The sequence below is a fragment of the Phyllobacterium myrsinacearum genome (assembly GCF_002980555.1).
Taxonomy (GTDB): domain Bacteria; phylum Pseudomonadota; class Alphaproteobacteria; order Rhizobiales; family Rhizobiaceae; genus Phyllobacterium; species Phyllobacterium myrsinacearum.
The window spans coordinates 44,524-64,548 of record NZ_PVBT01000009.1 but is presented as its reverse complement, the minus strand read 5'-3'; the positions used below and the strand labels follow the sequence as shown (position 1 = coordinate 64,548).

The window sequence follows — 20,025 nt, the reverse complement described above, 5'->3', positions numbered from 1 at the left end:
GTCCGCCAGTCCGTGGCCGACTGGAAGCTCACGCACTTCCACGGGCGCACCATTTACCTTCAAGGCGTCAGTCACTGCTCACGCTTTATGCGCAGATGGATCATTTGTTCATTGAGCATCAGCACGCTCGTTCCGGAAAGATCCACAGCAGAGACGGTCACCGCGATATGTGCGTTTGCAGAAAGCCGGATCATCAGAGCGGCTTTCGCATGGGTTGAAGGAGCAGCTGGTTGCTGCCCGACATGGTGTCCCCGTGAACCTGCTCAGACAGGCGCTCGGCATCGCGCCGACGAATCTCGATGGTGGCATCTTCAATATCGGCTTCCCCGTAGCCCAACGCCCGCAAACCTTCGGCTCCCATCAGGTAAGCGGATTCGACCGTTTCACGAATCTGATAATCGACGCCGGCGCGGATCAGATCTATCGCGTTTCCACGATCGTAGCTGCGGACAAGAAGCTTCGCCTGGGTGAACTCGTGTTGCGCCAGTTCCACGATCTTCATCGCGGCCTTCGGGTCGTCGACACAGACCATGATCGCATCGGCTTCCCCCGCACCGGAGTGGCGCAGCGTGTCGAGCCGGGTTCCGTCGCCGAAGAAGACCTTGAACCCGTATCGCCCGGCATCGCGGATGCGGTCAGGGTCCTTGTCGATGACAGAAAGCTCCACGCCCTGTGATAGAGGTATCTGTGACGCGATCTGACCGAAGCGTCCAAACCCGATGACAAGGACCCGCCCCTTGAGATCGTGGGCGGGATCGACGCCATCCATCGACGCTTCCGTTCGAAGCAGAAGGTCGGTCGCTATCGTGAGTAGCGGGGTCAGTACCATAGAGAGGATCACGACAGTAGCAAACAGTGCGTTCTCCCGAGTGTCGATCACACCGCCCGAGGTCGCTGCCGCATAGAGGACGAAGGCGAATTCACCGCCCTGAAGGAACATCGACATGCGATGCAGGGCCTGATGGTTCGAGCCGCCGAACAGACGCGCGACCGCATAGACCACAGCGCCCTTCGTGACCGTGAATGCGCCCAGCAGGGCCAGCAGGAGCGGCCATTCGGCCGCGACGATCGAAAAGTCCAGAGACATTCCCACGGCAAGGAAGAACAGTCCCATAAGCAAGCCGCGAAACGGCTCGATATCGCTTTCGATCTGGTGGCGGTAGCTCGAGCCCGAGAGCATCACTCCGGCGAGGAACGCGCCCATCGCCATCGACAAGCCGGCTACGTCCATCAGCAGTGCTGCGCCGAACACGACCAGTAGCGCACCTGCCGTCAGCACTTCGCGGGTGCGGGCGCGTGCCAGCAAGGCGAAGAACGGATTCAGGCCCCAGCGCGACACGCCCATAAGCACAAGCAGCGCTGCAACGGCCACGAAGGCTTCAGTCCATCCTGCCTGTCCATGCGAGAGAGGTGAGAGAAAGGCAACCACCGCTAGCAGCGGTACGATCATCAGATCCTCAAACAACAGAATAGCGACCGACTTCTGTCCCTCTGAGCTCGAGATCTCTCCCCGGTCCTGCAGCACCGACATGATGACGGCGGTTGAGGATAAAACAAAACCCGCCCCAGCGATGAAAGCGACGGTCGCGGAAAGGCCAAGGAGCACCGCGCCCGTCAGTGTAAGAGCGGCTGTGGCTATGAAGACCTGTACAAGGCCCAGCCCGAAAATCTGGGCCCGCATCGCCCATAACTTGTTCGGGCGCAGTTCCAGTCCTATCACAAACAGGAACATCACCACACCAAGCTCGGAAAAATGGAGGATGGATTGGGTGTCGGTGAACAGCCCCAGCACCGATGGCCCGACAAGAACACCAGCGGCGAAGTAGCCGAGCACCGATCCGAGCCCTAGCCGGCGGAATAACGGTACAGCGACAACAGCCGCTCCCATCAGGACTACTGCCGGTCCAATGGTTTGCCCCAAGCTTACTTCAGCCATCTACGTGCCTTTCCTGCTTTGCGTTGTTCATGATCGAAGGGCGACGGGGCGGCCGACGATAAGCCGTCACCCCGTGATTGACAGTTGGAAGCGAGGCCCGGCATGGTGTCCGCCACCTCGCTCAAGCCTTGTCGCGACCTTCGATGAACGCCAGCAGATCGGCGTTGATCACTTCGGGATGCGTGGCGAACAGGCCGTGCGACAGGCCTAGATAGGTCTTCAGCGTGCCGTTCGGCAGGAGGTCGATCGCCTTGCGGGCCGAAGCATCGATAGGGACCACCTGATCGTCTTCGCCGTGCATCAGCAGAACCGGCTGCGACACGGCCTTCAGGTCCTCGGTGAAGTCCGTCTCCGAGAAGGCGGAGATGCAGTCGTAATGGGCCTTTGCGCCACCCATCATGCCCTGCCGCCACCAGTTGCGGATCAGTCCGTCGCTGACTTTGGCACCTTCGCGGTTGAAGCCGTAAAAGGGGCCGGTCGGGACGTCGAGGAAGAACTGCGCACGGTTGCGCAGAAGCGCCTCGCGAAATCCATCCAACACCTGCATCGGCAGGCCGCCGCGATAACGCGGCGTTGCCAGCATGATTGGCGGCACGGCGCCAATCAGCACGGCCTTCGACACACGGCCAGGCTCGCTGCGAGCGACATAACGGATCACCTCGCCGCCACCCGTTGAGTGCCCGACGTGAACCGCCTCCTTCAGATCGAGTTCCCGCACCAGCTCCGCGACGTCGGACGCATATGTGTCCATGTCATTCCCTGTGTCGGTCTGGTCCGAGCGACCATGACCGCGCCGGTCATGCGCGACGACTCGGTACCCCTTGCCAAGGAAGAACAGCATTTGGTTGTCCCAGTCGTCCGCGCTGAGCGGCCAGCCGTGATGGAACATGATGGGCTGCGCTTCTTTCGAACCCCAGTCCTTGTAGAAGATCCGGGTGCCGTCCTGCGTTGTAATCACCGTCATGGTTTCTTTGCTTTCCTTAGGTTCTCGGATGGGAAGACCGGGTTGCCACCATCTTCCCGATGGTGAGCGATCGTCGTTGAATCCTTCTCTGGGCGATCATCGGCACGCGGATGTTCTTGTCGCTTCATTGGATCAGTCCAGATCGACGAGCTGCAGGCGCAGCGCCCGGACCATGCGAAGCATCTCCTCGGCGTCCTGGCATAAGCCCGCGGTTCAGTTGCAGGCTGTAAGTCGTAGTCTGTCGCGACAAGCCAATTCGAAACATGAGAAGCGTGCGAGTGAAGGCCGTCATGTCCCGGCACTCCAAACAGGCGCATTTCGCCCAAACGATTCGATCAGCAACTCTGAAAGGATGCGCACCTTTTGCGCCGGATGCGGACTGGGTGGGCGCACGACGTGGACAGTGCCGACCGGCAGTGGATATGCGGTCATGACTGGTACGAGCGCGCCGGACGCAAGATAATGTTGCGTGACACAGTTGGGAAGCCATGCAAGGCCAAGCCCGGCCGCCGCTGCATTGGCAAGTGCCATGCCGTTCTCGGTTTTGAACCGTCCTTGTGGCTGCACGGTGACGATTTTCTCTCCATCCATGAACCGCCACGTTTCAGCTCCCACCAATGCGTGGTGAGAGCTGATCTCATCCGGTGTTTCCGGTGAGCCATGCATCTTGATGTATTCGGGACTTGCGACCAACTGCCCATAGATCTGACCAACTCGCCTGGCGATCAGGTTCGAATCACGCAGTGCACCGACCCGGATCGCACAGTCAAATCCCTCTGCGATCAAATCCACGAAGCGATCATTGTAGTCGGCCTGTATTTGCAGCTTTGGATGAAGCCATGCCATCCGAGAAAGCACGGGCGCAAAATGCACCGGCCCCGATGTCAGTGGCACGGCGACGCGCAACCGCCCGCGAAGGTCATCGTCCGGCAATATCTCGTCTTTCGCCGCATCGATTTCGGCGCAAACCTTTGCCGCATGTTCCCGAAATGTAACCCCGGCCTCTGTCAGCGCGGCACCACGGGTCGTTCGTGCAAGAAGCTGGATGCCCAAGGCTCCCTCGAGCCGGATGAGACGGCGACTGACCATCGACTTCGATATCCCCAGCCGACGGGCCGCGGGAGAAACGCCGCAGGCATCGGCAACTTCGACAAATGTCCGCAGATCCTCGATATCCATATCGTCACCCCGCTTCGATTTCGTTTCTCGATCAGATCTTTCCCGCAGCCCTCACGATTGGCGCCACTTCGGTACCGAGAAGCTCGATTGAACGTTTCATTGCCGCCGTTTCCAGAGAAGCGGTGCTCATCTGAAAGGTGATGCGAGAAAGGGCGCCGAGCGCCTGGCTGGCTTGAAGCATCTTTTCCGCAACCGTCGCCGGGGCGCCGATAAGAAAGGCGCCTTGAGGGCCCACCATGTCTTCGAACTGCTGACGCGTCGGGGGCGACCAGCCACGCTCGCGACCGACCTTCGCTGTCAGGTGCGCCCAGCCCGGGAAGAAGGCATCCCTGGCTGCCGCGTCGGTCTCGCCGACAAAGCCCATCGCGTGAACACCTACCTTGAGCTTCTCGGGACCGTGTCCCGCGCGTATGCCGGCCTCACGATAGAGATCGACGAGCGGGCGAAACCGTTCAAAGGTTCCCCCAATGATCGCCACCATCAGCGGAAGGCCGAGCGCGCCGGCACGCGCGAAGGATTGTGGCGTACCACCGACGCCGATCCATAGAGGCAGCCGTGGCTGGTGGGGCCGCGGAAAGACGCCTTGACCATTCAGTGCCGAACGGAATTGGCCTTCCCAGACAGGATTGCTTGTCTCGCCAAGCTTCAGGAACAGGTCGAGCTTCTCGGCGAAGAGTTCGTCATATGCCCTTGTGTCCAGGCCGAAGAGCGGAAAGGCCTCGCCGAACGAACCACGGCCGACGACGAGTTCGGTGCGTCCTTTGGAAATCAGATCAAGGGTCGCAAACTCCTGGAAGAGTCTTACAGGATCGGCGGCGCTCAATACCGTTACCGCGCTCGTCAATCGAATCTGGCTGGTGCGCGCCGCTGCTGCGGCAAGTATGATCGCCGGTGCGGAATCGAGGAATTCAGCGCGATGATGCTCGCCGATGCCGAACACGTCGAGCCCGACCCTGTCGGCGACCTCCACTTCCTCAAGAAGATCGGCCATGCGGTTGGTCGCCGAAGGGAGCTTTCTTGTGGTCGGATCAGGAAGGATCGCGGCAAAGCTGTCGACACCAATTTCCATGAAGGCTCCTTCGAAACTCTTTGGTTGATGGGGGTGGCCGCGAGGGGAGGTCGCTGCTCAACCCCTCCGGTACCCAATATCGCTCAGCGGGATAGTCGTCGCATTTGCGGCCGCCCCTACCGCTTCACAACGGCCTCCGGCATCGACGTAAACTCCGCCTCGCTGTCGACCGGCGTTGATGAATGCGACGGGGAGGACGCTTGCGATTGTACGCCCTTCCCCTTTCCGATAGCCGATTCAGATCAGGCGGTTTTGCGCGCCACCGGCGTATTGAGAAGCTGCTGCTCCCAAAGATAGGCGATGCCGCTGCCGGCGAAGTGCTGGATAAGTATCTCGGTCAGCTGCTCGACATGCCCGGTGCGCGCCCAATCGCGTTGCCATTCACCAGCGAGCGCCATCACGGTCATCGGGTTCGCGCCGGCTGCGATCATACGCTGGACGGCAACTTCGTGAGATTCCTTTGAAATCCCGCCCGACGCGTCGGTGATCACGGTCACGTCCCAGCCTTCGCCGGCGGCCTGGATCACAGGCATTGCCACGCAGACCTCGGTCCACAGGCCGGCGATGATCAGCTGCTTGCGTCCGGTCGCCTTGACGACGTTCACCACGTTCTCGTCCTGCCAGGTGTTGACCCAGGTGCGGTCGATGACCTCCTGGTCCGGAAATACGTCGGTGATCTGCTTGAAGAGAAGACCGCCGCGCCCCGCGATCACACTGGTCAGAATGGTCGGGACATCGAAGGCTTTTGCCAGCTTCGCCAGCGCGGTCGTGCTGTTGACCACAGCTTGCGGGTCGTGGCTGTTCAGGTTCGCAAGCTGATAGGGCTGGTGGTCGATCAGAACGAGGACCGAGTCTTCGGGACGAAGAAGCGAATCAAGGCCGTTACGAAAGGTCATGGAAGCATCCTTTGCTGGGAGGTGGGTTTATCGAACGATGGGTGCTGCCTCAGGCGGCGCCTCAATTGACACTGTCATTTCTTTTTATGATCCGGTAGCACCCGTTCCCGCGAAGCTGTGTCGCGAATGAAGGAACGCCAACATCGCCCCCGGTTATTTCTCTTTGTGATACGATTGGAGCGATTCGAGCACTAATCTGTCGTGAATACAGGAACGTTGATTTGGATATCGAAGACTTGCGGACCTTCGTGGAAGTTGCCGACGCTGGCGGGGTTTCTCCCGCCGCGCGGCGGCTCGGCATCTCCAAGTCGATGGTCAGCCGGCGTCTTATTCGGCTTGAAAAGGATCTGGGCGTGCAGTTGCTCGCCCGCACGACGCGCGGCGCCGCCCTAACCGAGGCCGGCATCACCTTCCGGGAACACGCGGCAAAAGTCTGCGCCGAGATCGACATTGCCAGGGAGGCGATATTGCCTGCCGGCGACCTTCGCGGTCGGCTAAGAATAGCAGCTCCGCTTACATTCGGTCCGACACACTTTGCCCCGGTGCTCGCATCCTTGGCGCAGCGCCATCCGGAGTTGCAGGTTCAAACCAGCTATACGGATCGGTTCGTTGACTTGATCGCAGAAGGGTTCGACTGCGCGATAAGGGTCGGCCATCTTGCTGACTCAAATATGCTTGCAAGACGCGTTGGCTGGACCTCCGCCAAATACGTTGCAACGCCCGACTACATCAAAAAGCACGGCTCGCCCGAGACGCCAGAGGAATTCCTCACGCACGAGGTCGTCATGCAGGGCACTGAAACCTGGCTGGCAATGGATGGGGAGAAGATCATCACGCTGAAACCGCAGGGCCGCTTCAAAGCCGATAATGCCGTGGCTCTTGTGGCTGCAGCACTTGCCGGGATTGGTCTTGCCGGTGTCCCCGAAGAATTAATTAAGGAGCATCTGGCTTCCGGCGTGTTGGTCCCGGTCATGACGCGCTATCCGCCGCCCAAATTGGGCATCTATGTGATCCGGCCGCCGGGGCAGCATCCCGCACGCAAGATACGGGTGCTCACCGAGATGCTAGTCGAGTGTTTTGAAGACTTTTCAACAGATCGTGAAAACTAAGGGCCAAAGCGCTAATGATGGCAACCCGCACGTTTGCCTGCATTTTGCCGCGCGTGGCTCAAACTGTTACCTGATCGTGGCGCGCGTCAAAGCTACGTTGGCAGTCCTGAATCACGTCGATGTTCTCGATGGTCCAGTCGAACAGGATCGAGAACGGCTCTTGCAGCGATCGCCCAAGCGGCGTCAGCGCATACTCGACGCCGAGCACGCGCCCGTCCAGAACCCTGCGCGTCACCATGCCGTTGCGCTCCAGCTTGCGTAGCGTCTGGGTCAGCACGCGCTGGGTTACGCCATCGAGACGGCGTTTGATCGCATTGAAGCGCCGGGGATCGCTGAGCACAGCCAGCACCATCATCGACCATTTGTCCGCGATCTGGTCGAGGATCACCCGGCTCGGGCAGTCGGCACGGTAGACCGGGTCATTTTCACGTGTTGGTTTATCCATCGGTATCCTCCGGCATCCCTGGGATGCTTCAGGTGCGTAATTGACGCTAGGTATGCAATGAATACTTTAGAGTCAATGGCGCGGAAGATCAGGGCCATAGTTTCCCGAAGAACAGAGACCTTACGTATGACAGACACAGATTTCAGCCGGCTCCGGGTCTCCCGGGCAGACGGTATAGCCACAATCACGCTCGACAATCCGCCGGTAAACGTTCTCAATGTTCCATTGATGAGCGAGATTCGCCGCTTTCTTCTCTCCGTTCGTGATGATCCCGACACGCGCGTGCTGGTTTTCCAGAGCGCGGACCCGGAGTTCTTCATTGCCCATGTCGACATGACATTGATCGACGAACCACATGCCTTTGACGAGATTGCCAGCGAGGCTCCGGAAGGCCTTAACCCGTTCCAGGCGTTCGGCGAGCTCCTGCGAAAGCAGCCGCAGGTGACGATTGTCAAGCTCGCCGGGCTTGCACGCGGCGGCGGCGCGGAGTTCGTCGCGGCGGCCGACATGACATTTGCTGCCGAAGGCCGGGCGGGACTTGCCCAATGCGAGGCATTGATGGGCATCACGCCGGGCGGCGGCGCCACCCAGTATCTGTCATCACGGATGACGCGCGGCCGCGCCCTCGAAGTGATCCTTGGCGCCGATCTCATCGATGCGGCGACGGCGGAACGCTATGGCTGGATCAACCGGGCATTGCCGGCCTCCGAGCTTGATGGCTTCGTCGACCGGTTGGCGCGCAACATCGCCGCGTTACCCGAAGGTGTCATCGCCGCCGCTAAAAAGGCGGTGCCTCCCGTAAACCTGCGGGAAGGCTTCAGTCGCGAGCACGACGCTTGGGCGGGGCTATTCGCACGTCCTGCAGCCGAGAAGCTTATCCGGGGTGGGCTTAAGGCAGGAGCACAGACCAAGGACGGCGAGCGAAATCTGGAAGGTCTGCTCCGTGAGCTGCGCGCTTGACGCCACGGCTTCGCCCGACGTTCCGCCCTTTGCAACACAGTTCAGCACTTCTCGATACTAAAAGACGTTAATGGGGAACATTAAGTTAGAGACAGGCGCTCGAGCGCCTGTCTCACCTTGCGCGAACCATTTGGGCTTGGGTCGACTACGTAGAAAAGGAAGAACATATGATTGATCTGAACGGGAAACGTGCATTGGTAACCGGAGGGTCGCGGGGCATCGGTGCTGCGATCGCATTGGCCTTGGCCGAGAACGGCGCTGACGTGGCGTTTACGTATCAGCGCTCGGCTGAAAAAGCTGACACGGTGGCCAAATCCATCGAGAGTACGGGGCGTCGCGCGGTTGCTATTCAAGCCGACAGTGCCGATCCTGAGGCGATCACGCGCGCAGCCAGCGATGCCATCACGGCGCTTGGCGGTCTCGATATTCTCGTCAACAGCGCGGCGATCGGTCACTCCGGAGCGATCGCCGACCTTGATGTGGCTGAATATCAAACGCTGATGGACGTCAACGTGCGAGCGCCAGTGCTGTTCGCGAAGGCTGTCATTCCGCATCTTTCCGCTGGCGGGCGCATTATCTCTGTCGGATCGGGTCTCGGCGAGCGGGTTCCCTTCCCGGGCGTAACGGCTTATGCGATGTCCAAGGCGGCACTCACCTCTTTCACCCGCGGACTGTCGCGCGAACTTGGCCCGAACGGCATTACCGTAAACCTCGTGCAGCCCGGATCGGTGGATACGGACGCAAATCCGGCGGACGGTGCGGCCGCTGACTTCCAGCGGAGCCTCACGTCGCTGGGGCGTTTCGGCGAGCCACGCGAAATCGCGAATGCCGTGGTCTTTTTGGCAAGTCCCGCCGCGAGCCTGATTACGGGTGCCATCCTGACCGTTGACGCGGGCGCAATAGCCTGATTGCGCTCAATCTTCCGTATGCCGAGGGCGAACGTCCGATTTCGGGTGCTTCCCAGAATGGGCCATGACATCCTTGATCGGCCTGCCGTCCTGCCTCTTGCAACGGAGTTTCGCATTTGGGGAGACTATGCTGCCGGTACATGCAGGACTAACCTGCCGCCATGAACTCTAGTGAGCGCCGCGACCGCACCTGAAAAGAAGGCGGTGAAGCTTTGGTGGAGGTGCGTATAGGGCCGACAAATGATCCCGCAGTTCTGGAGGGTTTCCCCGTCGAATGTGTCGTCGCCATCGGCAACTGGCGAAAAAACCGGTTGCCCCGGGGATCCGTGGACGCGCGTGCGTAGCCTGCGTAAGCCGCTCTCGGAAGTGGCGTTCAATGGGACCGTGCAAAGCAAGGCGGTTCCCGCCTTTCCTCGTGAGTGGGAAGGGTTGCTGCAACCGCGTCGGAGGAGGAGGGGTGGGCGACCTGTCTTGGGAGGTACGAACTTCGTTTCCGGCAGGATACTTAGTGCCTCAACCATAATAGCGATGGTATCTCGAACCGGAGTTGGAACGAGAAAACTAAAACCCGGGAAATTACATGGCAAATTTCGTCCCTCGCCTCCATCATGTCGGTGTCGTTGTCCACGACCTGCAGGCTAGTCTAGACTGGTATCGCAATAATCTTGGCTTCGAGCATCAATACAGTTTCACTCTGCCTGGCGCGCAGGTGGCCATGCTCGTTCGCGGCGAAGCTCGGCTGGAAATCTTTCAAGTCGATGGTGCGGCCCCATGACAAACGAGCGAGAAGAAATCGAAACATTCCTGAAACTCGGCGGCGTCAACCATTTCGCGCTCAATGTTGATGACCTGGAAGAGACTGTAGCCGCACTGGCGGCTAAGGGTGTTGAAATCGTTATACCGCCGTCCTCCGTCCCCAACCATGCCGGCGATCGCTTCGCTTACATACGAGACAATGAGAGAATGCTGGTCGAGTTGTTTCAGTCGGCGCCTTGAGAATGGGTGCTCTGATTTCAGCCCCAGAATGCCTATCCAGCTTTCCTCACTGTGCAACACCGTGTCGACATATGAGACGACCAATCCATCGTCCCCAGATGTTTGGCACGGCGAAAGGCCGGTATTGGTGCGTATGGCGGTGCACTCGCTACCATGAGTATTTCAATTCCGCTCGAACATAGTTGCTGTCACGGCCTCCGGCGTCGCGAAGCGCCGAGCCGACCTGGTAATGGACCGCCTCCAGTGACCCCGTAAGATTGGGATTGAAGCGATAGTCCGCCTTCGCCTGCAAATAGGCTCCGGTCCATGCCGGCCCATGACCCGCCGTGCCGGCCACGGGAATGCTTGGCAGGGTGTAGACGGCGTCCTGTGTTGTCTGTCGCCAGAGCAGTCCGACCCCGGCCATCAGGGTTAGGTTTTCTGTCGGCTGAATGGTGACCGATGGTTTGATGTGGACGAGGTTGGCGTATCCGGTATGACCACCGAGCGAGAAATAGAAGCCGTTCGGAAACAGCGGATTGAAGGTGCTAAGCGTGCCATCACTTGCGTCCCGGTCGCCGGACGCCACGTCGAACTGCAGACCGATTCGCGGCGACCAGGTGAGTTCCTCGAAGGTGTAGCCAGTCCTCGCACCAACGGCCCATGCCAGAATGTCGGCTGAGCCGACCTTGCCAACCTGTCCCATCGCTTCCGCATCCCAGTCGAAGCCGGCATGTTTGCCAGCCGTCCGGATATTGAGGATGTGCCTGTCCTCCTCACCCGACGCAGTGAGAAAGATGGCGTCCTTGCGCTGATAAAGCGCGTAATAGGCCGACGCCTCGATCGTCGGCGAGAGCTGCCACTCAACGCGCGCGCCGCTGAACATTGCATCGCCGTTTGATCGATCATCGAAAGGGCGGTCATCGCGATACTGAACAGGCCGGCTGACAAGACCATAGAGGCGCCATGCATCCGTCTCCCACCCGGCCCAGACAGCGTCGAATGACTGGCGGACATTTGGCCCATCGCGCGTTGAAACGAACCGCTCGAGGTCAAACGCGAAGTCTTGGCGGCCGACCCTTGCCGTGAACGTTCCGGCGTCAGTCTCCTGCGTATAGCCGACGAATGCTTGCCGAAGGTCAAACCGGTTTGCGTCGTTAGGGCCGACCACCGTCTTGTCGAAGGCACGCACATCCTCGAACTGCGTGAACACTTGCCAGTTTTCATTCAGGTGAGCGTCGATATGGAACTGCGCGCGCTGTAACCAGTAAGAGTCTCTGGGGTTCGCACCCACGGTCCCGAAAGCTGGCGCATCACTGACTTCGAAGATTTCGCGTAGGTTGAGCCCGAGCGAGACGTAGCTGTTGGGATTGGAGGGAAACAACGGAATGTATTTCAAACTGTCCAGCGGCTGAGTCCGCAGTTTCGGATTCGCGAGCATCGACCAGTCCTCCCGCGACCGGTCGGCTTTTATCGAGGGCCTCTCCTGCGTCAAGCGAGTATCATCAGCAAGGGCTGACCGGCAGTCCCATTGAGCAAAGGACAGGGCAGCAAGCGAAAGCAGCAGTAACTGCGCTCTGGATACGGACCGAAGACCAAGTGTTGTTGAAAGACGCGAGGTGGCGAAACTCCGTCGGTCAATCGTCTGCTCGCTTTTCAACCTTCGGCACATGGCCACGTCCTGTGTCAGGGTTTCATGGGTGATCTCCGCCGTCGGCCACTCGCACGGCGAAGTACGGGGCCGTTTGGGACGGGATGAATAGGCTGGAGCCAACGCGGCAGTTCGAGACGCCTCGTCCGCGCGCTCATCAACCCTGCTTTCAAACAGCGAGCGCTCTTGGTCGTTTGCACTCGCGTCTCGAGCAACTGCTGACCAAACATTCAGGCGATGGTGCTTCCAACGCAGTAGGGAACGGCCACGCGGCGAAACCGGAATCCAACGAGCTTCTTCAACGGAACTTTTGGGGAGAGCGGAGAGAACCTTTCCGCGAGGTTCATTTTTCCACATGATAGCTGCCGAAGTATTTTAAGGGTGACCAAGCTGGAAGGATTTCGGGCAGTTTTGGCGATAGAGCGCTATAGTCCTGTGCGCCGTACACGACCTTTCCGTCCATAATGGTTAGGACAGACGAGATAGAGCTGATTTGCTCTTCCGGCACAGTGAAGTAATCCTTGTTGAGAACGGCGAAGTCTGCCAGATTTCCGGGGGCGATTGTGCCTAGCTCGGCTTCTGCATTCATGAACCAGGCTGCCCTACTGGTGAACAGCGTCAGCGCTTCGGCGCGGGAGAGCCGGTTGTTCTCGGCAAGAACCTTCGATCCGGACACGGACTTGCCGGACACCATCCAGCTTATACCGACCCAAGGGTTGAACGTGGCTGCCCGGAAAGCGTCGGTGGTCATCGCCAGTGGGATGCCGCTATCCACGAGTTTGCGCAGAAGCGGCGTCTCCAACGCCTTCTCGCGACCATATGTCTTGATGAAGCCATCGGCGTGCAGCGCCATCTTGGCGTCCAGGGCGATGCCGCCCCCCAGCTTCTTCACCCGATCGATGTTCACCGCGCTGATGGTCTCCGCATGCTCGAGACTCCATTTCAGGCCATCGAGCGGTATCGTTTCGTTCACCTTCTCAAGGGCATCGAGAAAGGGCGAGATGTTCTCGTTGTAGCTAACGTGCATGCGGAACGGGATGCGCCGCTGGACGAGCTTCATCACATCCTGCTCGACGAAGCGCCGCATCTTCGCAGGCTCGATGATGACCGCCGGACGGTCGAAGTTCTCGTGATCATGTACTTCCCCGCTCAGAACCTCCCCGGCGCCTCGATATTCGTGGCCATGTGCCAGGCTGGGGTGCAGGTTTTGTCCTGGACTTATCGGCGCCGTTTTCGTGATCGCCTCGATTTCCAGATCCACCATGTTTACTGGCCCACCGGTGCCGAGTTGCAAGTCCACAAAAGGCATGCGCACATTGAGGCGGTTGTCTCGTGCAAGCACGTTTACTCTTGCCTGTGCCTCCGGGTAGGGCCAGCTGCCGCCGTTGTCGATGATCGAGGTCACGCCGAACCGGTTCAGACCGTGAATGCTGTAGATCAACGAACTCACCTGTTCGTCGAACGTGGGCTGCGGCACCATGCTCTCGAGGGCAAGGAACAACCAGGTATAGCCGTGGACCACACCGGTGGGATTGCCATGGCTGTCCTGTTCGAATTCGGTGTCTGGCACCTTTGGGAACCGGTCGGTACCTACGCCAAGCGCCCCCATCGCCTGCTTGTTCAAGAAAGCTTGGTTGTAAGCATATTGCACGATCATGGGGCGATCGGGCACGGCGCTGCGCAATTCGTCCAGTGTGGGAAAGCGGTTCTCCTCAAATTGGTAGGGGGACCAGCCTCCGATCACTTTGACCCATTGGCCCTTCGGCGTGCGTGCGGCCTGCTCGCTCAGCATCGCCAATGCCTCACGCAGCGTCGGGACGCCATCCCATCGAACGTTGTAGCTATAGGCCAGATCGTTGAGAACATGGATATGGGCATCTATGATGCCGGGGATCAGTCTGCGGCTGCGAGCATCAATAATCTCGGTGTTGGAATTCTTCAAATCGAGAATGTCCACATCAGAGCCGACGGAGTAAATACGGCCTTGCTTGACGGCCAAAGCCGAAGCTTCGGGGTGAGCTTGATTGCCGGTGAAGATCTTTGCGTTGTAAACGATCAGATCCGCACCGGGTTGTTCTTCCGTGGTTTGTGCCTGAGCCGCAGAGAAAGAAGAAATCGTCACAAAAGCGATGAATAGTGTTTTGAACATTTTACCCCGTTCGACTGATTTTACGAATTGCGCTCATGCGCAAGCCGGCTCCTTACGGACGCATGCGATGGACGCAGAAGTGAGTTGAAGCTGATAGAAAGATTATGGAATAGATCCTATATTGGCGGTTCGTGAGGCACGCTTTGAGGATGCCTTCAAGGGAGAGTCAGCCGTAGCGAAATTGTCACTCTCTTCTTTGCCTTGGTAGCCCTCGGTCGTGTGAAGCCATGTTGCAGAATAAGGAACGCCTTGTGGAAATTGAGGATCTAAGAATATTCGTCGAAGTTGCTGATGCAGGCGGAGTATCATCCGCCGCGCTGCGACTGGGCATCTCCAAGTCGATGGTCAGCCGGCGGATCACCAGGCTCGAGGACCAACTCGGCGCACAGCTATTTGCAAGGACGACCCGCGGTATAGCGCTCACGGAAGCAGGCGCCACATTTCGCGATTACGCAGCCAAGACCTCCGCCGAATTGGATCTGGTGCGGGAAACGATCCTGCCCGCCGGTGAGCTTCGAGGTCGCATGCGCGTAGCCGCGCCACTGTCATTTGGTCCGACCTATTTTGCCCCCATCCTCTCCCAGATGGCTAGTCGACACCCGCAGCTACAAATCCTTTCTTCTTATACTGATCGCTTCGTGGATCTCGTGGGAGAGGGTTTTGATTGTGCAATACGGCTGGGACATCTATCGGATTCGAGCCTCGTCGCAAGACGTGTTGGACCGATCTTTGGCAAGCTGGTTGCAAGTCCTGCCTATATCGAAGCTCACGGTGCTCCCGAAACACCGGATGAGATTGTGAAGCACCCGGTCGTTATGCGGGACGCAGAGGTGTGGCAATTCATAGATGGCGACAAGATCGTCACTGTACGTCCCCAGGGACGTTTCATAGCTGATAACGCAATGTCTCTCGTGGCGGCCGCTCTGGACGGCCTTGGGGTCGCCTATCTGCCAGAACCGCTGGTCGCGGATCATATTAGTTCGGGTGCGCTGGTGCCAATCATGACGTGTCATCCGATTCCGCCGGCCGGTATCTTCGTCGTGAGGCCGCCCGGACAGTATCCCTCTCGAAAAGTGCGAACCCTCACTGAGATGCTTGTCGAACGATTTGGAACGCCGTTCGTTAGCGAGGGGAAGCCGGCTACCGACAAGATATTTTAACGATCGGGGCAGGGTAGTAACATTCCTTGCATTGAGGGCGTGAGACCCGACTGAAGCGAGAACGATGAAACCGCGCTAGCAAAATATTGCATAGCGGTCCCGCATGGCCTCTGCATGGCGCGTACACCTGCCGAAAACACTAGCGCTAAATCATGAGGTCGTTCGCACCACTGTCTGCCGCGGAAAGAGTATCCCTCCAGAAGATGTTTCCACTCCGCTAACAACGAGTGGAGCATCATACCCTGCCGGATACCATATCCCTAGCTTCGCGTGCAGCCTTGAAGCTGATTCAGGCAGAAACGGGAGCAAGCAGCAAGCGACGATGGCGAGCCCATGGACCTGCTCCGCCAGAGCCACACCAGACGATCCGAAATTCTTTGCCGCTCCGTATGGTCGAGCTCGCCGAGCAGGGCCTCGGCATCAGACCAGGGCGCTTTCCGCGTAAACTCCCTGTTCGCGAACAAGGGCACTGTCGGGAACCGCTGGCGTCACGCCGGAAAAGGACGACGCCAGCAATGTGAGAACCCGATTGACAAGATTCCCAAGCTGGCCGCCGAGTTTATCCATCCTGGCGCGTTGGATCGGGTGATCGCAGGGTGTGGTGTTTCCCATTCCGAGCAGACAGGCGGCGCGTGTTCCGCCTTTGGTGACGGTGTATTACGAATACCAGGACTACCCAACCTATGACGGCAACGGTACCCAACCGCGTTGAAAGGTTGATCGACAGATGAGGGTATCTCAGGTCGTGACCCGGTTGGCCGAACACGTGATATCAGAAGGCGAATGGCGAGGGAGCCCAGCAGCACCTCGGAAGGAAGGGAACGCCGGAAGGCTGTTCACAAAGAAGGGGCTCTGTGGTCATTTCTACATTAATACACGCTAAGGGCATTTTGCAGGTGACGGGAAACACATGATTTCCGCTCACCGTGATCGCGGGGCAAACTGGCCACGCAATAGGGCCATTTTTTGCGCGACAAACCCTGTCGGAATGTTAGGCTGTGCGGCAACACCTGATTTGAGGTTTGTCGCACATGTTGATCGGTTACATGCGGGTATCGAGTAGTGACGAGCGCCAGTCGGTTGCCTTGCAGCGCGATGCCCTGCTCGCGGCCGGGGTCGATGAGCGCCATCTCCATCAGGATCGCGCTTCCGGAGCGCGTGATGACCGGCCGGGTCTGAAGGCATGCCTCGGCGAATTGCGCGAAGGCGATGTCCTGGTCGTCTGGAAGATAGATCGGTTAGGCCGGTCACTCTCCCACTTGATCCGTATCGTCGAGGATTTGAAGGAACGTGGTGTCGCCTTCCGATCTCTCACGGAGGCGATCGACACCACGAATTCGCACGGCGCGTTTCTGTTCAACCTGTTCGGCTCGCTTGCAGAATACGAGAGAGTGCTGATCACCGAGCGGGTCAATGCCGGCCTGGCGGCGGCTCGCCGACGTGGCCGTAAGGGCGGGAGACCTCCAACGATCGATGCGGAAAAGGTCGAGCAGGTTCTAGCTGCTTTGGAAGCTGGCGCCAGCAAGGCGTCCGTGTGCCGGACGTTCAAGGTGGCGCGCTCGACCTTGATCGACACGTTGAAGCGGACTGGATGGACAGGCCCCGGCAAGACCGGCACGCCCGAAACCGTAGTTTGACGAGTGACCGTGGCTGATGGCGTTTCTCGATGAGCAATCGCGTGCCGTTTTATTCGAACCACCCGAAGCTTATGAAGATGCGCAAGCGCGCTATGCACTGACTTCCGAGGATATTGTCTTCGTCAAGGAACATCGCCGGTCGCATAATCGGCTTGGCTTTGCGATCCAACTCGCACTGGTGCGTGATCTGGGCCGTCTGCTGCGAATAGGCGAAGTTCCACCTCAGGCGGTTGTCTCTGTTGTCGCCGACCAGCTGGGCATCGACCCTGCAGTGTTCGAGTTCTACGCCCAGCGCGACGAAACGCGCCGGGAACACGCGCGCGAGATCGTCTCTGCACTGGAGCTTCAGCCTGTCCGGACGAGTGACTATCGCGAGTTGATAACGGCGGCGGCACGCGAGGCGGCGGCCACTGAACAAGGTGCGCCGATCGCCAAGGCCGTGATCGAAGCCTTGAAGGAACGAAAGTTGCTCGTTCCTATGCCGGAGCTGCTGATCCGTCTGGCACTGGCCGGCCGGGCGGCGGCGCGTCGACAAGCCTATCGCGAATTGATCCGGGATCTGGAGCAGCCTTCGATCGAGGCGCTTGATCAGCTCCTCGCTGAGCGGGCCGGCGATCGGAGCCACCTTGGCTGGATTGCGGAAGCACCTGAAGGGGCGAAGCTGAAGAACCTCAAAGGCTTGATCGCCCGCCTCGAGGTATTGCGCTCAGCCGCCATTCCCGACGACCGTCGCAAGACGATCCATGCCAATCGCTACGGCATCATCGCCAGGGATGCACGCATTCTGCATGCCCGGGAGATACGACGCCTGACATCCGAACGTCGCTACGCCACGCTGGCCGCCTTCGTCATCGAGAGACAGGCGTCGATCACCGACCTGACGATCGACATGTTCTGCAAAATGATTGGGAGCAACCGCCGCAAGGCCGAGATCAGCCGCACGGAACGCCGGCTAAAAGAGGCCGAGGTTCTTGATGGGGTGGCGCTTGAGCATCTCAAGCTCGGCGAGGCGCTTCTGGCCGCTCGTGCGAGCAAAACCGATCTTGCATCGGCGATCGCAGCCTCCCTCGGCTGGGACGGATTGGTCGCCAGCATGGCGGCAGCCAGATCTGTCGTCCACCCTGATCGCAGTAACGAATTCGACGAGCTCATCAAGCGGCACAAATCGTTGCGCAAGCTGGGCAGACTGATGTTCCGCACGTTCTCGTTCCGGTCGTTTCGTGCTGATGATCCGATCCTTGTAGCAGTGGACCATCTGCGCGCGCTCTATGGCGGCCGGAAATTGCCGGCGCAGGTGCCGCTCGCCTTTCTGACCCGCAAATGGCGACGCTGCGTGCGCCCGAACAGTGCCGATATCGACCTGCGCGCCTGGGAAGTGGCGGTCCTCGTTCACCTGCGAGAGCGTCTGAGGGCCGGTGACATCTGGGTCGAAGGCAGCCGGGCATGGCGCAGTTTCGAGGATTATCTTCTGCCTCGGCCGATCTTCGAGCTGATGCGCGCCGAGGGGCGGCTCGGGCTCGCACTCCCCGACAGCTTTGCCGAATGGCGAGCAGAACGGACCGCCACGCTCGATGCGAAGCTGAAAGAGCTGGCAAAGGCGGCGGCTGCCAATGCTATTCCGGATGCAGCGATTTCCGACAAGGGCCTGTCGATCTCGCCGATCCGCGAGGAGGAGCGCGACAGCATCGTCGCGCTCAGCCGCCGACTATATGTTCTGGTGCCACGGATCAGGATCACCAGCCTGCTTGCCGAGGTGCAAAGCTGGACCAAATTCCTCGACAGCTTCACGCATTATCGTACCGGTGAGACGGCAAACGACGAGGCAGCGCTGATGGCAGCGATCCTTGCCGACGCCACCAATGCCGGAGCCGAACGTATGGCGGAAAGCTCACGCGGCGTCACGATCCACCAGATGATGCTGATGGTGGACAGGCATATGCGATCGGAAACCTACGCCACGGCGACCGCCGTGCTGGTCGATGCGCAGCAGGCCCATCCCTTTGCCGCGATCTGGGGTGACGGCCATATCTCCTCCTCGGACGGACAGTTCTTTCCGGCTGGCGGGCGTGGCGAAGCCAGCCTCGACTACAATGCAAAATACGGCAAGCGACCGGGGGCGTCGATCTATGGCTTCCTGTCCAACCGTTTTGCTTCCTTCTTCTCCCGCATGATCCAGGCATCCGAGGGCGAAGCCCCCTACGTTCTCGACGGCCTCCTTCACAACGAAAGCTCCGTCGAAATCTATGAGCACGCAACCGATACCGCTGGCGCCACCGAAACGACGTTCTCCATGTTCCACGCCTTTGGCTACAGGCTCATTCCCCGTATCCGCAATCTCGGCAATCGCAGGCTCTTTGTCATTGATCGCGATCCGGCTTACGAACCGCTCGACGCGCTGATCGCTGGAACCGTCAACATGGATGTCGTCGAGCACCACTGGGATGAGGTCTTGCGGCTGAAGGCTTCGATCGCTGCAGGTTTGGTGCCGCCTTCCGTCATCCTCAAGAAGCTGGCAGCGTCGCCGCGACAAAACCGGCTGAACCAGGCCCTGCGCGAAATGGGCCGGATAGAACGCTCGATCTTCATCTGCGACTGGCTGCTCGATACGAAACTGCGCCGCAGATCGCATGCGATCCTCAACAAGGGTGAAAGCCGTCATGCTCTCGCACGCGCCATCTTCCTCCACCAGCTCGGCGAATTGCGCAACCGCGTCGCCGAAACCATGGCTTACCGCGCGTCCGGTCTTAACCTCGTCGTCAACGCCATCATCCTGTGGAACACTGTCTATCTCAGCCGTGCTGTCGATTATATCAGCAGTCAGGGTATTATCATTCCGGACGAGCTGCTCTCCCAGGTCGCACCACTACCATGGGCGCATATCGCGCTCACCGGCGACTACCTCTGGAACGAAATTGACCGACCCCTCGAACGCTTCAGGCCAATCCGGGCTAACCGCTTCAATCCAAACAACTTCAAATTCCCTTAGC

17 protein-coding genes are annotated in these 20,025 nt (G+C 59.3%); 8 read left to right on the top strand and 9 right to left on the bottom strand.

Annotation, left to right across the window (positions count from 1 at the left end; translation table 11 throughout):
• Positions 1-71: 71 nt before the first annotated feature.
• The 6 genes from C5750_RS26945 to C5750_RS23775 all read right to left on the bottom strand — a co-directional run bounded on the left by C5750_RS26945 (position 72) and on the right by C5750_RS23775 (position 6,044).
• Positions 72-194 (bottom strand): hypothetical protein, encoded by a 123-nt coding sequence (locus C5750_RS26945; protein ID WP_280952427.1) that lies wholly within the window; start codon positions 192-194, stop codon positions 72-74.
• Positions 194-1,936, bottom strand: coding sequence for a monovalent cation:proton antiporter-2 (CPA2) family protein (locus C5750_RS23795; RefSeq protein ID WP_105737484.1), 1,743 nt, complete (start codon positions 1,934-1,936; stop codon positions 194-196). The genes C5750_RS26945 and C5750_RS23795 overlap by 1 nt, the downstream gene beginning before the upstream one ends.
• Positions 1,937-2,057: 121 nt before the next feature.
• Positions 2,058-2,900 carry an alpha/beta fold hydrolase gene (locus tag C5750_RS23790; RefSeq protein WP_105737482.1) on the bottom strand — a complete coding sequence of 281 codons (843 nt, stop codon included), beginning with the start codon at positions 2,898-2,900 and terminating at the stop codon, positions 2,058-2,060.
• A 288-nt stretch (positions 2,901-3,188) separates the two neighbouring features.
• Positions 3,189-4,079, bottom strand: coding sequence for a LysR family transcriptional regulator (locus C5750_RS23785; RefSeq protein WP_105737480.1), 891 nt, complete (start codon positions 4,077-4,079; stop codon positions 3,189-3,191).
• A gap of 31 nt (positions 4,080-4,110) precedes the next feature.
• Positions 4,111-5,148, bottom strand: a complete 1,038-nt coding sequence (locus C5750_RS23780; RefSeq protein ID WP_105737478.1) for an Atu2307/SP_0267 family LLM class monooxygenase — start codon at positions 5,146-5,148, stop codon at positions 4,111-4,113.
• Between the two features lie 242 nt (positions 5,149-5,390).
• A complete protein-coding gene (locus C5750_RS23775; protein WP_105737476.1) occupies positions 5,391-6,044 on the bottom strand; it encodes a hydrolase in 654 nt (217 codons plus the stop codon).
• Between the two features lie 221 nt (positions 6,045-6,265).
• On the opposite strand from C5750_RS23775, the gene C5750_RS23770 reads away from it, so the two are divergent.
• The gene (locus C5750_RS23770) at positions 6,266-7,153 is read left to right on the top strand and encodes a LysR family transcriptional regulator (protein ID WP_105737474.1); all 888 of its coding nucleotides are present in this window, start codon (positions 6,266-6,268) and stop codon (positions 7,151-7,153) included.
• Positions 7,154-7,211: 58 nt separating this feature from the next.
• Here C5750_RS23770 and C5750_RS23765 read toward each other — a convergent pair whose 3' ends face one another.
• Positions 7,212-7,598 carry a winged helix-turn-helix transcriptional regulator gene (locus C5750_RS23765; RefSeq protein WP_105737472.1) on the bottom strand — a complete coding sequence of 129 codons (387 nt, stop codon included), beginning with the start codon at positions 7,596-7,598 and terminating at the stop codon, positions 7,212-7,214.
• Positions 7,599-7,724: 126 nt separating this feature from the next.
• Between C5750_RS23765 and C5750_RS23760 the strand changes: the two genes are divergently transcribed.
• From C5750_RS23760 to C5750_RS26995, 4 genes are all read left to right on the top strand, one after another.
• Complete coding sequence (locus C5750_RS23760) at positions 7,725-8,558, top strand: enoyl-CoA hydratase/isomerase family protein (RefSeq protein WP_105737470.1); 834 nt, start codon at positions 7,725-7,727, stop codon at positions 8,556-8,558.
• Between the two features lie 167 nt (positions 8,559-8,725).
• Positions 8,726-9,466: an SDR family NAD(P)-dependent oxidoreductase gene (locus C5750_RS23755; RefSeq protein WP_105737468.1), complete on the top strand. Its 741-nt coding sequence runs from the start codon at positions 8,726-8,728 to the stop codon at positions 9,464-9,466.
• Between the two features lie 580 nt (positions 9,467-10,046).
• Positions 10,047-10,241, top strand: coding sequence for a VOC family protein (locus tag C5750_RS27000; RefSeq protein WP_199538083.1), 195 nt, complete (start codon positions 10,047-10,049; stop codon positions 10,239-10,241).
• Complete coding sequence (locus tag C5750_RS26995; protein WP_199538084.1) at positions 10,238-10,462, top strand: VOC family protein; 225 nt, start codon at positions 10,238-10,240, stop codon at positions 10,460-10,462. Before C5750_RS27000 ends, C5750_RS26995 begins: the two co-directional genes overlap by 4 nt.
• Before the next feature lie 148 nt (positions 10,463-10,610).
• Here the strand turns inward: C5750_RS26995 and C5750_RS23745 are convergent, their stop codons facing one another.
• Together C5750_RS23745 and C5750_RS23740 are read right to left on the bottom strand one after the other, a co-directional pair.
• Entirely contained in the window at positions 10,611-12,113 is a 1,503-nt protein-coding gene (locus C5750_RS23745; protein WP_105737466.1) for an alginate export family protein, read from the bottom strand.
• A 322-nt stretch (positions 12,114-12,435) separates the two neighbouring features.
• Positions 12,436-14,241 carry an amidohydrolase gene (locus C5750_RS23740; RefSeq protein WP_105737464.1) on the bottom strand — a complete coding sequence of 602 codons (1,806 nt, stop codon included), beginning with the start codon at positions 14,239-14,241 and terminating at the stop codon, positions 12,436-12,438.
• 251 nt (positions 14,242-14,492) lie between these two features.
• Between C5750_RS23740 and C5750_RS23735 the strand changes: the two genes are divergently transcribed.
• The 3 genes from C5750_RS23735 (at position 14,493) to C5750_RS23720 (ending at position 20,024) form a co-directional block, all read left to right on the top strand.
• Positions 14,493-15,401, top strand: coding sequence for a LysR family transcriptional regulator (locus C5750_RS23735; protein WP_105737743.1), 909 nt, complete (start codon positions 14,493-14,495; stop codon positions 15,399-15,401).
• A 1,031-nt stretch (positions 15,402-16,432) separates the two neighbouring features.
• Positions 16,433-17,038: a recombinase family protein gene (locus C5750_RS23725; RefSeq protein WP_003501158.1), complete on the top strand. Its 606-nt coding sequence runs from the start codon at positions 16,433-16,435 to the stop codon at positions 17,036-17,038.
• 16 nt (positions 17,039-17,054) lie between these two features.
• Positions 17,055-20,024: a Tn3 family transposase gene (locus tag C5750_RS23720; protein WP_003501156.1), complete on the top strand. Its 2,970-nt coding sequence runs from the start codon at positions 17,055-17,057 to the stop codon at positions 20,022-20,024.
• The last annotated feature ends 1 nt before the right edge of the window (position 20,025 follow it).

Bases quoted from the DNA above. Each gene is read 5' to 3' on its own strand.
- C5750_RS26945 (WP_280952427.1), bottom strand. From the start codon at position 194: ATGATCCGGCTTTCTGCAAACGCACATATCGCGGTGACCGTCTCTGCT.
- C5750_RS23795 (WP_105737484.1), bottom strand. From the start codon at position 1,936: ATGGCTGAAGTAAGCTTGGGGCAAACCATTGGACCGGCAGTAGTCCTG.
- C5750_RS23790 (WP_105737482.1), bottom strand. From the start codon at position 2,900: ATGACGGTGATTACAACGCAGGACGGCACCCGGATCTTCTACAAGGAC.
- C5750_RS23785 (WP_105737480.1), bottom strand. From the start codon at position 4,079: ATGGATATCGAGGATCTGCGGACATTTGTCGAAGTTGCCGATGCCTGC.
- C5750_RS23780 (WP_105737478.1), bottom strand. From the start codon at position 5,148: ATGGAAATTGGTGTCGACAGCTTTGCCGCGATCCTTCCTGATCCGACC.
- C5750_RS23775 (WP_105737476.1), bottom strand. From the start codon at position 6,044: ATGACCTTTCGTAACGGCCTTGATTCGCTTCTTCGTCCCGAAGACTCG.
- C5750_RS23765 (WP_105737472.1), bottom strand. From the start codon at position 7,598: ATGGATAAACCAACACGTGAAAATGACCCGGTCTACCGTGCCGACTGC.
- C5750_RS23760 (WP_105737470.1), top strand. From the start codon at position 7,725: ATGACAGACACAGATTTCAGCCGGCTCCGGGTCTCCCGGGCAGACGGT.
- C5750_RS23755 (WP_105737468.1), top strand. From the start codon at position 8,726: ATGATTGATCTGAACGGGAAACGTGCATTGGTAACCGGAGGGTCGCGG.
- C5750_RS27000 (WP_199538083.1), top strand. From the start codon at position 10,047: ATGGCAAATTTCGTCCCTCGCCTCCATCATGTCGGTGTCGTTGTCCAC.
- C5750_RS26995 (WP_199538084.1), top strand. From the start codon at position 10,238: ATGACAAACGAGCGAGAAGAAATCGAAACATTCCTGAAACTCGGCGGC.
- C5750_RS23745 (WP_105737466.1), bottom strand. From the start codon at position 12,113: ATGTGCCGAAGGTTGAAAAGCGAGCAGACGATTGACCGACGGAGTTTC.
- C5750_RS23740 (WP_105737464.1), bottom strand. From the start codon at position 14,241: ATGTTCAAAACACTATTCATCGCTTTTGTGACGATTTCTTCTTTCTCT.
- C5750_RS23725 (WP_003501158.1), top strand. From the start codon at position 16,433: ATGTTGATCGGTTACATGCGGGTATCGAGTAGTGACGAGCGCCAGTCG.
- C5750_RS23720 (WP_003501156.1), top strand. From the start codon at position 17,055: ATGGCGTTTCTCGATGAGCAATCGCGTGCCGTTTTATTCGAACCACCC.